Genomic DNA, 13,225 nt, shown 5'->3' on the forward strand with positions numbered 1-13,225 from the left:
CTGAATGATATGAACCAAATGAATATCGCAACCGTCGACCTCAACCTGCTGAAAGTCTTCGAAGCCTTGCATGAGGAGTCCAGCGCCAGCCGTGCGGCGCTGCGTCTGGGGGTGACGCAATCGGCGGTCAGCGCAGCATTGCGTCGATTGCGTGAGGTATATGGCGATCAATTGTTCGTACGCACCGGGCGCGGATTGGCGCCGACACTCAAGGCCAATCAACTGAAACCGGTGGTCAGCGAGGCACTGAACAAATGCCGGCAGAGTCTGGCGATGGTCGACCCCGAGGCCCATCACTATGACGGCCGTTCAGTCACCGTTGGCCTGTCGGATGATTTTGAAATTGCCTACGGCCGGCGGCTGATCGAAGCCATTGCTCGCAGCGCGCCCAAACTGCGGCTGATCTTCCGCCAGACCCACAGCCAGATCGTTGCCCGCGCCCTGATGGAGCGCAGCATCGACCTGGCGATCACCGCCGGTGGATTTGCCGAGCGTCTGCTCAGTCGTCAGGTGTTGGGTGAAGGGGATTATGCGTGCCTGGTCGATCCGGGCAGTCTGGCGCCCGGCCAACAGCGCATCGATTTGCCGGAGTTTGTCACCCGCGAACACATTCTGGTGTCCTCGGGCGGTTTTATCGGCATCACCGATGAGGGGCTGGCGGCGCTGGGTCTGAGCCGGCGGGTCTGCGCCTCGACCACGCACTTTGCCGCGCTGCCGCATCTGCTCAAGGGCAGCGGCGCGGTGGCAACCATCCCCCGCCATGCCGCTCAGGCCATTGCCGAGCTCAGCGGACTGATATTGCTGCCCTGCCCGCTGGCGCTGCCGCGCTACCCGATCGAACTGGGCTGGCGCACCAGCACGCAGATCGATCCGGTAGTGATCAAGGTGCGTGAGGCGATTGTCGGATGTTTCAATGCGGACTGAGGCGGGTGTTACTTGTTGGCTGCCATCAGTCGATTGACCTCACTGCGCACCATGTTGGCGAACTCCGGCGGGGACATGCCATCCAGCTCGGCGCGCACCCACTCGGCCCATTTGCCCTTGCGCTTGGAGCGTTCGCCGAACAACCGCGCGGCTTCGCCTTTGGCTTTGCCCAGATTGTTCTGCCAGAGTTCGAACAGACGGGATTTCTCGTCTTCCAGCGCTGCGCGCTCGGCGAGGGATTTGTCGGCCAGATTGAAACTCATGGGGAAATACCTGCTGCGTAAAATGGCGACATCTTACACGCTCGAGGGAAATCTCCCGCGCAGGTTTTTCTTTCGCACCTAAAATCAGTGCAACTTTTCAGTCAGCGCCACACTCCATTGATCACTGTTCATCCATCTGCAAGGAGTCACCCAATGGCCCGCAAATCCCGCGTGCAAGCCGTCGAAGACCAAATCAAGGATCAGGCATTCAGCGAACTTCAGGCTTTGATCGAAGAGTCCGACAAACTGCTCAAGAGCAGCGCCTCACTGGTGGGCGAAGAAGCCGAGACCCTGCGCGGACAAATCGCCCTGAAACTGCAACAGGCGCTGGATTCTGTTTCGAGCGTGCGTGAGCGCACCAAACCGGCGGTCGAGGCCACCGAGAGCTACATTGGCGGCCATCCATGGCAGACCGTAGCGATTTCCGCCGGTTTCGGTCTGGTGGTGGGCCTGCTGCTCGGTCGTCGTTAAGTGACATTTGCCTGATCCCATTCTGTGGGATCAGGCAGTAAACCTGTGGCGAGGGAGCTTGCTCCCGCTGGACTGCGCAGCAGTACCCCTGCTCTCAAGCAGACAACGGGGGGCCGCTTCGCGACCCGGCGGGAGCAAGCTCCCTCGCCACGTTTGTTCTATGCCAATTATTCCCCGGCCAATTCGCGCAACTGCGCCAGCGTCTGCTCCTCCAGCACAATCCCCTCGGCCAGCGACCGCGCGCGCTGCAAATGCCGACGATCACCCGGCAAGCGCTTCAATCCCACCCCATGCATCTGCCGCACCAGTTCTTCGCTGCGCTCGGCAAAACTTTGCCCGGCGGATTTGCTTGGGTCGATGACGATCAGCAGTTGTCCGGTCCACGGGGTCTTGGCCCCGGGATGGTTCGCCCAGTCGAACTCGAAGGAAAAATTGCCCCCCGTCAACGCCGCCGCCAGCAACTCGACCATCATCGACAATGCCGAACCTTTATGCCCGCCGAATGGCAACAGTGCGCCGCCCTCAAGAATGGCTTTCGGATCCTGCGTCGCCTGCCCAAGACCATCCACGCCCATTCCGGCGGGCAGACGTTCGCCCTTGCGCGCCGCGATCTGCACGTCGCCGTGAGCGATGGCGCTGGTCGCCAGATCAAAAACAATCGGCGCACCACCGGCCCGCGGCGCGGCAAAGGCAATCGGGTTGGTGCCGAACAGCGGCCGATCGGCGCCATGCGGCACCACGCAGGTCATGCTGTTGACCACGCTGAGCGCCACCAGCCCTTCTTCGGCAAACGGCTCGACGTCCGGCCACAGCGCCGCAAAGTGATGGGAATTGCGAATCGCCAACACCGCGATCCCGGCGTTGCGCGCCTTCTCCACCAGCAACGAACGAGCAGCGGCCAGCGCGGGCTGGGCGAAACCGTTGCCGGCATCGACTCGCACGAAACCCGAGGCTACGTCCTCGACTTGCGGCACAGCCTGTCCATTGACCCAACCGCTATTGAGGGTCGAAACATATCCGGGGATACGGAACACGCCATGACTGTGCGCACCGTCACGTTCGGCACCGGCGCAGTTGGCAGCCAGAGTGCGGGCGACGGACGCCGACGTACCGTGGCGCAGGAAAACCTTTTCAAGCAATTGCGTCAGCGCTTCGAGCGAGAGTGTGGACGCAACGGGGGAAGACACGGAATCGTGTGGCGCAGACATCTGAAGCTCCAGACTAATTATTGGAGGGAACAACAGCGTACGAACAGCTTGCCCAGCGATTAACCACGCCCGGTACGGGTGCTGTCAACCGTTGTGGTGCCGGCTTGTCGCGGCTAGCACATTGCGCTGCCGCTGGTGCGGTAACTATGTACCACCTCTGTTATCGATCCGGTCTTTAGTCTCGTGTCTCAATTTACCGGTGCACCGGACGGTGCCCTGAACGAGACCGATGATGCCTGCTCCCATTCCTCCCCTGCTGTTCCAGCCCATCCTCAACTCCCCCGGATCGTGGCGCGAACTCGGCAATCTCCATCACTTGTCCGCCGCTGACCTCCAATGGCTGAGTCACGTGCAACTGGCGACCCACGCACTGCGCAGTCAGCAGACCCCGCCCATGCTTGCCCAGCGCATCCTGCTCAATACCGCTGGTGTGCCAGCGGTGCCTCTAGCCGGCAGTTTCATACTCAGTGCCACCCCGGATGATCACGGGATCCTGTTGTACACACCTTTCGCCGGGCTGAAAAAACATGCCAGCCTCACCGCCCTGACCGCGCACCTGGAACAGCGTCTGAACAGCGCCAGCGAGGATGACCGGCTGCTGGCGTTCCTCGCCCTTTCCCAACGCAAACGACTGGCAGAACAGCACGGCATCAGCGTGACCTACCAGCTTGTCGAGGGCGATATCTTCGAGGATCAACACGCCGTCATCGAGCATTGCCAGCAGCTCAACACGCAAGCGATGCTTGATGAATTGATGCAACTGCCCGAACTTGACAGCCTGCTTCAGACCATTACCGACGAACTTCTGACGCCGACGATGCGCGGCGTCGACCAGACACGCACGCGCGTGAACCTGTACGCGACCACGACTGCCACCGGCCCGGCATCGACCGACCTTGCTTCACGGCGCGGGGTTGAAGCGCTGTCACTTGGCGATGCACTGCTGTTGCACTATCGCCACACCGGATGGTCGGTTGGCCAGACCCATGAGTTTTCGCACCCGAGTCGGACATTCCTGGCCAGTGATCAGCAACACTGGGAAACAGCCATCACCACGGCTTCAGGCAAACTGCTGGTGTTGCTGTACCAGCAAATGGAGCGCTACTGGAATGGGCCCAGTGCTGACGGGGCCTCGCGGCGCGACGTATTGGCGCAGATCATTCGACAGCAGGCGCTGGCGGACTTTTTGCTCAAACGCGAGGCGGGCATCATCGATCAGCGCCAATTCGACAGCCTGCTGACGTCGCTGGGTTTCAGTGAAAGTCTGGCACCTCGCGCGGCCGTGGAAACCGTGCGTTTATGGGAGCACCAGGCAAACTTCGTGGAGCTGGCCGGCGCGCTGATGATCGGCCATTCCGAAAGCTGCCTGTATACCCCGACGCACGGCTTGCAGGTGCTCAAGGACTACGCAGATCTAAAATCCATGCTGCTCGGCAAGTTCGCCAGCCCCGGGCACGAAGACGAACTCTATGGTCTGCTGAGTCTCGACGAGCGCCAGCGCTTCCTCGGTTTCGACCGGCCGCAGGTTTCCGGCAAATCGATCGCCGGAGACGTGTTCAGCGTACTGCTCGAATTGATCATCACCAAGCAACGACAGAACATCGACTATGCCTTGCAGTTGTACCGGCACAGCGACGGCGTCGTGGATATCTGCGCACTGTTCGATAAGGCCCTGGACATCCGCTCGATGCTCCACGAGCGCCTTGTCACCCTGGATGCTCGCGGGCGCTGGAGCACCCGGCCGATGCTCAGCGGCAACCCATTGCCTTCAAGGGTGCTGGCGGACACCGCCGCAGCCGAAGTGCGCAAGTTCGCCAGCATCATGCCAACCATCGCCGCAGACTTCGCCGCCCAGCCGTTGACCGTCACAGCGCTGCAGCGTACCTACCTGCAAGGTATCGCAGCGAAGCTGGCGCACGCCCTCTCTGTCGGCATCAATGGCGAAGCACGGTTGAGAGTCCTGGACGGAACGCTAAGCCGTCATGCGCAAACCCTGGTCGACACCGTGTTCAATCCGGATCACCCGGATCGCAGCCGCCGCAAGGCACTCAACGGGATTCGGCCGGATGCCTGGTCATTGACGTTACAGGTCGCCGGTGAGAGCGAAGTGCTGCCGCTGGCCAACTGCGTCCTGCTCACGGAACGCGGTGGCCTCGATACGCAGCATTCCGGACGCGCGATCTTGTGGACCCCGGCTCTGGGCCTGGAAGTCTTCCGCTCGATCGAGCATGCCAGACAGGTTTTGAGCCAGCGGCTGCTGGATCCGCAAAAACGCCTGGTGCTGCTGGAAAACCTTTCACCCTTGCACCAGAGGTTCCATCAACACTACACGCTGGGACGGTTACAGCTGATCAGCGGCAATGTCCTGCAGGATCGCACCGAATCAGCGATCGAACACTTCCTCCAGCGCTGTGAACAGGTGCGGGACCGCCAATGGCCAAAGCCGCGCGAAACCCAGATTCTCAAAACGTTGAGTGAGCAAGTCGTTGAAACCAATCTGCAACGCGCCAGCGCTCTGGCGCAGGCACTCGGCAAGCAGCATTCACTGCCTGCCTGGCTGGGAATGGCCAGGCTTGACGATCAGCGGTTGCACCTGGAACTGCTGGAACAGTGGCGGCACAGCGTCATCGACGATGAGGATTATCTCCACGCGCTGCCAACCTTGCGTGATTACATCCGGCAGACCCTAAAGACGCTGCTGAGCACCCGCTTGCACAGGCAGGATCTCGACCCCGAACAAATCACCGTCACTCCCGCGCTGAGCCTGATCGGGTCTGCAATGAGCCTGACCGATTTCGCCTTGAACCATGCGCATATTGCCCAGGACACTGCATTCACCCTCAGCTCGAGCACCGACCGGGCGCTGCCGACGGGACTCGACCAGCAAGCGGTCAGAAGCCTGCTGTTGTCCTTGAACGTTGCGACAACATTTGCCAATAAGATCACCACGGTGTTGTCCGCGAATGACGTCGACGCCGAACAACGCAAGCTGCGTTTCATCCAGCAACTACCCTGGCAACTGCTGCAACATGCCCATCAGTTACAACTGCAACAACGCTTGTCGACAAAAGCCTTCGACTTGATTACACAGGTGCTCGACATGCCCGATGCCGTCGCTCGTGCGACCGTGCAAGGGGCCGATGCGATTGTCCGGCCGTTGGCGCTGATCAAGACCGCCGGGGCATCCGCGATCAAGGCGCTGGGGCTGTACTTGATCGGCCCTGCGGAAAAATCCGGCCCTCAGGTGCTTTATGCGCCCTACCATGGAGAGCACGCATTCAGTGAGTTCGAGGACGAGGCGGCAGTGATCGCCGCGCTGAATACGCCGGGCTCACTGCAGGACCTGCTGCTGCGCCGCTTGCCGGAAGGTCAGCGTTCGATCTTCAGCGCGTTGTTCAAGGCGAGCAGCGGCCAGACGAGCGAGATGACCCTGGCCACCACCCCGATCAACGGCAACTTGCTGCTGCAGTTGTTCGACGACAATCTGGCCTTGTTGCCACACTTGCTGAGCAGCCATTCGCTGCCATCGGCGCAGGCGGATCGGGACGCCGCGAAGCACCTGTTCAGTTCCGGCATCCAGCAGATCCGGGGCCTGCTGCCGGGTAAACTCGCCTATGTGCAGTTTCTCTGGCAAAGCTACAAGGACTTCATGGGTTCGGCCGAAGCGTTGCAGGATCACCATTGGAAACGTGCGCTGGAAACCTTTGTCGCCGGCGCAGCGCAGATGATCAGTCTCGGGCGACTGGCGCTGGAGTCACGTCTGGAATCTCAAGCCGTGGCAGCGCCGCAACCACCGCAGCCAACCACGCTGAGCGCCCCCGTCCTTGCGCAGACAAAGCCGACCGATCCGCTGCGCACCTCGCTGCAGACATTCGAAGCTCCGACTATCGCCCTGAAGGATCTGACTCACGATGCTGCCGAGGGCACGTATCAGGATCTGACAACCAAAGCGACTTACGCCCCTATCGCCGGCAAAGTCTATCCCGTGGAGCGGCCGGGAGCCGTCTGGCAGATCAAGGGCGCCGAGCAGTCAGGCCCGGTATTGCAACACACCGCTTCCCGGCAACTGGTGCTGGACCCGGATCGCCATACCGTGCATTTCGGCAAGGCCATGTCGACGATGTTCAACCATTACGCCACCCATCGCCAGGCGCGGTACATGCTGAATATCGAAGCGCAAGGCATGGAAGAAATCCGCGCCCGCCATCCGGAAAAGGCCCGCATGTTGATCGAGGCAATTGATCTGGCCCGGCATTACGCGTTCAACAGCCTGCACAATCTTGCGCAGCTGAGAAACTATGTGCCGGGCACCCGCCTCGATACTTTTCTCAAGTCTTTTTTTGACGTGCAACGGATTGATGCCGACATTCTCGACAAGCTGAAGCAGGCCATCGTGCCGATCTGTGATGCCTTGGTCGATCCAACAGAAGACCTGTTGAACACCAGTCGCTTTGTGGTCGGCTCGAACAGACACAGCAGCTCGGGTGTAATAGCCTTTGTACTGGGTGGCGATTTACTCAAGAAAGTCCATTTCACCGAAAAGTTCTTCAATCAAGGGCTGGATTGGTACAACACAGGCCTGACCGAACCGTTCAATGTTGACGGGCATGCACGGGCAGCGACGCTGATCCACGAGTTTTCCCATCAGTTCAGCAAGACCGTCGACATCGCCTCCCTGGAAGCGCGGCGCCCGTTTGCCGACTTGATTGCTACGGTGACCGGTTACGGAGCTGCCCGCAAACAGGTACAGACCCGATTTCAGCGCGAAGCACTGTCACTGTCCACGCGCCGTGAAGAGCTGTTTTCGCGCTGGAGCGGCAACCTTCAGGAGTGGCTCGATATCGACGAGTTTGAGGGCATGGAACATGTGCGCAGGGAAGTTCTCAAGACCACGGGGACGAGGAATCTCGAGGACGCGCGAACGGCATTTCTCAGCCCGACCAACCCGCATCCACGCATCGACACGATATTGCGCAATGCCGATTCGATCGCCTTTCTGATTTGCGAAATGGGCCGCCAGCTGGATCCGGTAACCCAACCTCACGGAGGGCTCAACTGAGGTAAAAAAATGCGCAGGCGGTTGGCCTGCGCATGGTTTATCGCCGGGTGAACTCAGTCTTTCTGGTCACGCAATACATTGCCCGAGGCGCCATCGATGCGGAACTCATATACCGAACCGTCGGCCTTGCGGCCCTCGCCTTTCCAGTAGCCGTCATTGTCGGCCTCGATTTCATAGACTTCGACGTAACCGGCCTTGGTTTTCACGATCTCGATAGCCTTTTCAATGGTGACCCAGCCCGCACCGGGACGATCAGCCATGGCGGCACCGGCGCTGAACAAGGCGGCAGTGGCGATTGCAGCGGCTAAGGTTTTTTTGATCATTTTTTCACTCCATTTGTGGATGATGTTCCTCTGATGTCCTGTTTTTGGGCGTCTGCCGGAAAAATAAGTTCCACTTTGATGGGCAATTGCCATGACGGATGTTCTCGGCACCCGGCTCGCAAGGTTAGAATGCAGCAAATCAGGACGAGTCAATGACCCAAGAATCCCTCTCGGAAGCCGAATACGATGCGATCACCGATGCCGCCGCGCACTGGTGCATGCGTCTGCACGCCGTAGACTGCTCCGCCGAGGAGCGTCTGGCTTTCGAGCAATGGCGCGATGCGCATCCGCTGCATGCATTCGAATACGAAGCGATGCTGGAGATCTGGGACGTTGCCGAACATCTGCCGCGTCCGCCGCTGCCCCCAACGCTCAATGTACCGCTGACCGCTACGGTGCCCGCCTGGCGACGCTACGCAATTGCCGCGAGCGTCTGCGCGCTGGCCTTGCCACTGGCGGCCTACAGCGGCTGGAACCTGGGCTTGCTCCCCGACAGCTACCAGCATTTCGCAGCCACCGACAATGTCCGTCAGGTCACCTTGAAGGATGGCAGTCAGGTAGAGCTCAACCTCAATTCCGAGTTGACCTTCAGTAATTACAAGGACGAGCGGCGGGTCACCCTGAAGAAGGGTGAAGCGTTTTTCGAAGTCAGCCATGACCTCTCCCACCCGTTCGTGGTCAGGGCCGGCGAAGGCAAGATCCGCGTGACCGGCACCCGCTTCAATGTCTGGCTCTACGAAGATCAGGTACGGGTCAACCTGATCGAAGGCTCGGTGCTGGTAACCAGCAACGCTGCCCTGCCCGGCGACGGTCTGCGCCTGGGGCCGGCCATGCAGGCGCAGTACCGGCATGGGGACTACATGCCGCAGATCAGCCAGACCTACGCCAACGATAACGCCCTGGCCTGGCGCAGCGGCAAACTGGTGCTCGACAACCTGGCACTCAACGAAGCCTTGCCGCTGATCAATCGCTACCTGAGCAAACCACTGAAACTGGCCGACGCCAACACCGGCGCGATCCGCGTCGGCGGCGTCTACAACATCAAAGAACTCGGCGGTCTCGTTAACACCCTGCCCAAGGTGCTGCCGGTCTACCTGACCCGTAATACCGAGGGTGATCCGGTGATCAACTCGATACCGCGGCAGCCACCAAAAACCTGAAATCGGTTCCCGTCGGCCATGGCTGACTCAGGGCAATAAAAAAGCCGCTGTTCCTGTCAAGGAGCAGCGGCTTTTTCGTTCAGGACAACTTACTGCGCAGCTACCCCGGCAGTCTTGCCCGCCACCTCGCGAACGGTTTGCAGCTGATACTGCGGATCGGCAGCGATCTGCTGCTCAGTGAACGGCAACACGCTCCACTGTTTTTTCGAAAACGCCTCGGTCTGATCCCGGGAGTATTTCGACTCGGGGTCACTGGACAGCGAGAACGCCAGCAGCCCTTGAGCGTGCGGGCCTTTGTCGTCGAAGGTCACCACTTGCAGGTAGCTGGTGCCGCTGACCACTTCGAGTTTGCCGTCTTCACGCGGCACGCTCTGGATCGCGTTGTAGATCCCCAGCGTTCCCGGCCCGCCGTGAATCGCGGTTTGTCGAGCGCCGCTGCTCACCACCTGAATATCGCCCCAGCGGGTTTCAGGCTTGAGACCCATTTTCTGCGCAGTGGCAGCCGACGCCAGCAGCGCTTCACGCAGTGCCTTGCTCACGGCCGGTTGCTCGATCGCCAAGCCGCGTGGCGTGTGTTGCGGGTCTTTTGGATCGAACGGCACACGCCAGACATCCGGCGACGCTTGCAGCGCCTGCATGATGTTCTGGAAATGCACCAGGCCAATGCCCGAATCCAGATTCGCCCGGCCATCCCAACCCTTGAGACTGGCACAAACCGGCTTCAACGCGGCCGCGTCCGCGCCCAGATCCGCAGCGCAAAACTTCAGCAGATCAGGCAGCACCTGAGTCGCCAGATAGACGTTGTCGTCCATCACCATCTGTTGCAGATCCTTCACCGCCAGCGGCCCTTTTTTGCCCAGAGCACTCAGACGCTCCAGCGCAAATCTTGATCGCAGGCCCAGCGGCTGGCCGTCCTGACTGATCAGCGGCGAGAACCCGGTCAGCGGTTGTGCCGGGTTCGCCAGCCACGCCGAATCGTTGGAATGCTGGACGAAGTCCTTGCGCAACAGTTGCGGCAGCTGGCTGGCGGCATAGATGCCCTTCTGCGCAGCTTGCGGATCGATATCCCAGGCGCAAGCGCTGTTGGAACCGTCGAGCACGATCATCTGCAAGCCGATGCGCGGGTCGCTGCACTTGGCCAGTTTGTCGGCGCTGACGTTCGGCACCACCGACAGGTTCATGTACAGCGTCTGCCCCTTGTCATCCACGGCCAGGGTGTTGACCCAAGGGATGCCCTGAAGCTTGTGCACCGAATCCTGCAGAGCCTTGAGGCTCGACGCCTGGTTCATCGCGTACCACTGCGTCAGCACGCGATCATTGTCCAGGTTGGCGTCGCGCAGGCTGTAGGCGTACTGATGATCCCAGTCGAGTTTGCCCGGCCATTGCACGATCGGGCCGAACTGCGAGCTGTAGACATCGCGCGAGACCGGCACCACCTGACCGTCCGCCTGTTTGACCTGCACAGTGACCGTCTGCTTGTTCAACGGCAGCGACTTGCCGTCGAGCAGGTAGCGGGTCGGGTCTTTCGGATCGAGTTGCAGACGATACAGGGTGAAATGTTTGGATGAATCCACCGTGTGGGTCCAGGCCAGATGCTGGTTGAAACCGATGTTGATCATCGGCAACCCCGGCAAGGCTGCGCCCATGACGTCGAGTTTGCCCGGAATGGTCAGGTGCATCTGGTAAAAGCGCATGCCGCCAACCCATGGAAAATGCGGGTTGGCCAGCAGCATGCCGCGTCCGTTGAACGAGCGTTCGCTGCCGACCGCCACGGCATTGCTGCCGCGATCCAGAGCGAAGCGCTGCAGGCGCGCGTCCGCCAACTGATAGGCCCGGGCATCGCTGCCGAGCTGCGCCGTGGCCTGCGGCGGCGTCGCGCCAGCCAGGGCTTCGGCGAACTGCCCTACACCGCCCTCGACCAACAGGCGCCGAGTGAGTTTGACCAGATCTTCGGCGCTGATATCACGCACCCACTCACCCTGGCACTGTTGCGGGAGACCCTGCTGGCGGCGTTCGGCGAGATAACGGTTATAGCCCGCGGCATAACCTTCCACCAGGTCGTGCACCTGCGCCGGTTGCGCGTCCCAGAACGCCTTTACCGTTGCAGGCGTATTGAGCCAGGTGAAGAACAGGTCGCTGACGCGATTCTCGCGTTGTTCGACGGTGAACTGCTCCGGCCCGAAATAACGCGAGCGCTGGCCATTGACCGTGACGATCTCGTTGGCCAGCAGGCACAGGTTGTCCTGCGCGTAGGCGTAACCAATGCCGAAACCCAGTCCGCGTTCATTTTCCGCGCGGATGTGCGGCACACCAAAGGAGGTGCGGCGGATATCGGCACTGGCTTGTGCAGCGGGACTGAACGCATGGGCGGACAGACTGAGTCCGAGAAACGCACCGGCGAGGGCCAGTCCGGTTAACTGTCGGGAAATAATCACACTCGCTCCTGAACGACAAGACAAGGATCGGCGCTTGCGCCGGATCCACTCTGAAATAGATTCATGCGCCTGGGCGCAAGACGGCTGTTCAGGAAACGAATGCGAGAAAAAAAATTTAGCCCGATTGAGGAAGGTGAAATTCACTGATTACGGGAAAACAACGAATAACCGACAAAATTTCTACATATTTCCTTTCATGATTTGTCGTGCTGAAACGTCTTGTTTACTGAGAGCAGTCAAAACGTTTCCTGATCGGGCTCTGAAAAGGAGTAACCCCATGTACAACTCGCAACTACCAATGGACGGTAGCCAGGCGTCACAAGGAGCTTCCATGAGTTCCCGCGCGAGCAGCTTCGCCCCCAGCCCCGAGCGTCAGGGCAATGAGCGTATTCGTCTGTTGCTGAAAAGCTTCGGCCTGCGCACCAGCCTGATTCGTCTGAAAGTCATCGACGCCCTGCTGGTCGCCGCACAAAGCGAGCGACGCCTGGGCGTGCGCGGCGTGCACAGTCAACTGCTGGACCTGGATATTCCGTTGTCCTTTCTCAGCGTGCGGGAAGTGTTGAAGCGTCTATGCGCCGAAGGTGTGGTCACCTTCAACCCGGACAAGAGTTACAGCCTGCATCCACAGGCTGCTGCCGTGCTCAATCACGATTGAAGCGTCCCGCGATCGCCGTCAGGGCTTGACCTTGCGGCGCATCACCCCGTTGATCACCACCACGACCACCGCCACACCCATGGCGATGTACTGGAACATCTTCTGACTGATCATCCCGGCATTTTGCAGCCAGGACAGGCCGAGCATGATCGCCAGCACCGACAGGGCGATCAGGATCGAGTATTTCAAACGTTGCTTCTGGGTCATTGCGGGTTCCTGAAACTTTCAAATGTATCCGGTTTGTATCCGGTTGCATGCCATGCACATACCGTGTTGCGGGGATGGGCCTGGCCGAACGCGGTCTCATGTTACAGCCGATGAAGAGTTTTGGCTTCATGCCGGCGTAACCATGAGGACCTTTGAAATGTTCCGTCGAATCACCTGGCTGATTCCACTCCTTGCCGTACTGACCTTGAGCGGCTGCATCATTTTCCCCCACGGCGGTTGGCATGATGGCCACCATCGTTATCAGGAAGGCCCCGGTTATTACCATCGATAGAACAGGACCGTTCGCCCGCCGGTGCGCCTGAAATACCGGTCGGGATACCTCACCAGCCTTTTCAATGCCAACCATGCCCGCCCGCCAGCGGGCATTTTTGTTGGCGCGCCTGCGCGTCGCAAATGCCTTTTCGATCAGCCTGCGGGGGTCAGTAAATACGCTGTAAGTATTTGAAATTTCATGTCGCAGCAAAGGATTGGCTGCCGCGACAACTCTGCCTCTAGTCTC

At 60.0% G+C, this 13,225-nt stretch carries 11 protein-coding genes; 6 read left to right on the top strand and 5 right to left on the bottom strand.

Features of this window, described 5'->3' with window-relative positions; genetic code table 11:
* Nucleotides 1-9: 9 nt before the first annotated feature.
* On the top strand, nt 10-924 hold the full coding sequence (locus tag VLA07_RS17610; RefSeq protein WP_333989981.1) for a LysR family transcriptional regulator: 915 nt from the start codon (nt 10-12) through the stop codon (nt 922-924).
* Nucleotides 925-932: 8 nt separating this feature from the next.
* On the opposite strand, the gene VLA07_RS17615 is transcribed toward VLA07_RS17610, so the two are convergent.
* Nucleotides 933-1,187 (bottom strand): hypothetical protein, encoded by a 255-nt coding sequence (locus VLA07_RS17615; RefSeq protein ID WP_003224595.1) that lies wholly within the window; start codon nt 1,185-1,187, stop codon nt 933-935.
* A 153-nt stretch (nt 1,188-1,340) separates the two neighbouring features.
* On the opposite strand from VLA07_RS17615, the gene VLA07_RS17620 reads away from it, so the two are divergent.
* Nucleotides 1,341-1,658 carry a DUF883 family protein gene (locus VLA07_RS17620; protein WP_007961870.1) on the top strand — a complete coding sequence of 106 codons (318 nt, stop codon included), beginning with the start codon at nt 1,341-1,343 and terminating at the stop codon, nt 1,656-1,658.
* Nucleotides 1,659-1,825: 167 nt separating this feature from the next.
* Here VLA07_RS17620 and VLA07_RS17625 read toward each other — a convergent pair whose 3' ends face one another.
* On the bottom strand, nt 1,826-2,866 hold the full coding sequence (locus VLA07_RS17625) for an Ldh family oxidoreductase (protein WP_027612022.1): 1,041 nt from the start codon (nt 2,864-2,866) through the stop codon (nt 1,826-1,828).
* Between the two features lie 232 nt (nt 2,867-3,098).
* Between VLA07_RS17625 and VLA07_RS17630 the strand changes: the two genes are divergently transcribed.
* A complete protein-coding gene (locus VLA07_RS17630) occupies nt 3,099-7,925 on the top strand; it encodes a hypothetical protein (RefSeq protein ID WP_442969551.1) in 4,827 nt (1,608 codons plus the stop codon).
* A gap of 53 nt (nt 7,926-7,978) precedes the next feature.
* On the opposite strand, the gene VLA07_RS17635 is transcribed toward VLA07_RS17630, so the two are convergent.
* Nucleotides 7,979-8,248 carry a PepSY domain-containing protein gene (locus VLA07_RS17635; protein WP_007961867.1) on the bottom strand — a complete coding sequence of 90 codons (270 nt, stop codon included), beginning with the start codon at nt 8,246-8,248 and terminating at the stop codon, nt 7,979-7,981.
* Nucleotides 8,249-8,400: 152 nt separating this feature from the next.
* Between VLA07_RS17635 and VLA07_RS17640 the strand changes: the two genes are divergently transcribed.
* Complete coding sequence (locus VLA07_RS17640) at nt 8,401-9,408, top strand: FecR family protein (protein ID WP_333989996.1); 1,008 nt, start codon at nt 8,401-8,403, stop codon at nt 9,406-9,408.
* Nucleotides 9,409-9,497: 89 nt separating this feature from the next.
* Here the strand turns inward: VLA07_RS17640 and pvdQ are convergent, their stop codons facing one another.
* The gene (gene pvdQ, locus VLA07_RS17645; protein ID WP_333989998.1) at nt 9,498-11,843 is read right to left on the bottom strand and encodes a bifunctional acylase PvdQ; all 2,346 of its coding nucleotides are present in this window, start codon (nt 11,841-11,843) and stop codon (nt 9,498-9,500) included.
* Nucleotides 11,844-12,120: 277 nt separating this feature from the next.
* On the opposite strand from pvdQ, the gene VLA07_RS17650 reads away from it, so the two are divergent.
* Nucleotides 12,121-12,498 carry a fe2+ zn2+ uptake regulation protein gene (locus VLA07_RS17650; RefSeq protein ID WP_333989999.1) on the top strand — a complete coding sequence of 126 codons (378 nt, stop codon included), beginning with the start codon at nt 12,121-12,123 and terminating at the stop codon, nt 12,496-12,498.
* Between the two features lie 18 nt (nt 12,499-12,516).
* Here the strand turns inward: VLA07_RS17650 and VLA07_RS17655 are convergent, their stop codons facing one another.
* Complete coding sequence (locus tag VLA07_RS17655) at nt 12,517-12,705, bottom strand: hypothetical protein (RefSeq protein ID WP_007961862.1); 189 nt, start codon at nt 12,703-12,705, stop codon at nt 12,517-12,519.
* 157 nt (nt 12,706-12,862) lie between these two features.
* Here VLA07_RS17655 and VLA07_RS17660 point away from each other — a divergent pair, with 157 nt between their 5' ends.
* Nucleotides 12,863-12,997, top strand: coding sequence for a hypothetical protein (locus VLA07_RS17660; RefSeq protein WP_256214187.1), 135 nt, complete (start codon nt 12,863-12,865; stop codon nt 12,995-12,997).
* Nucleotides 12,998-13,225 lie beyond the last annotated feature (228 nt).

The sequence above is a fragment of the Pseudomonas sp. S3(2024) genome (genome assembly GCF_036861315.1).
Lineage (GTDB): Bacteria > Pseudomonadota > Gammaproteobacteria > Pseudomonadales > Pseudomonadaceae > Aquipseudomonas > Aquipseudomonas putida_A.

What these genes read in the sequence shown, in the direction of transcription:
- VLA07_RS17635 (WP_007961867.1), bottom strand. Translation starts at nt 8,248, where the DNA reads ATGATCAAAAAAACCTTAGCCGCTGCAATCGCCACTGCCGCCTTGTTC.
- VLA07_RS17660 (WP_256214187.1), top strand. Translation starts at nt 12,863, where the DNA reads ATGTTCCGTCGAATCACCTGGCTGATTCCACTCCTTGCCGTACTGACC.
- VLA07_RS17625 (WP_027612022.1), bottom strand. Translation starts at nt 2,866, where the DNA reads ATGTCTGCGCCACACGATTCCGTGTCTTCCCCCGTTGCGTCCACACTC.
- VLA07_RS17610 (WP_333989981.1), top strand. Translation starts at nt 10, where the DNA reads ATGAACCAAATGAATATCGCAACCGTCGACCTCAACCTGCTGAAAGTC.
- VLA07_RS17655 (WP_007961862.1), bottom strand. Translation starts at nt 12,705, where the DNA reads ATGACCCAGAAGCAACGTTTGAAATACTCGATCCTGATCGCCCTGTCG.
- VLA07_RS17630 (WP_442969551.1), top strand. Translation starts at nt 3,099, where the DNA reads ATGCCTGCTCCCATTCCTCCCCTGCTGTTCCAGCCCATCCTCAACTCC.
- VLA07_RS17650 (WP_333989999.1), top strand. Translation starts at nt 12,121, where the DNA reads ATGTACAACTCGCAACTACCAATGGACGGTAGCCAGGCGTCACAAGGA.
- VLA07_RS17615 (WP_003224595.1), bottom strand. Translation starts at nt 1,187, where the DNA reads ATGAGTTTCAATCTGGCCGACAAATCCCTCGCCGAGCGCGCAGCGCTG.
- VLA07_RS17640 (WP_333989996.1), top strand. Translation starts at nt 8,401, where the DNA reads ATGACCCAAGAATCCCTCTCGGAAGCCGAATACGATGCGATCACCGAT.
- VLA07_RS17620 (WP_007961870.1), top strand. Translation starts at nt 1,341, where the DNA reads ATGGCCCGCAAATCCCGCGTGCAAGCCGTCGAAGACCAAATCAAGGAT.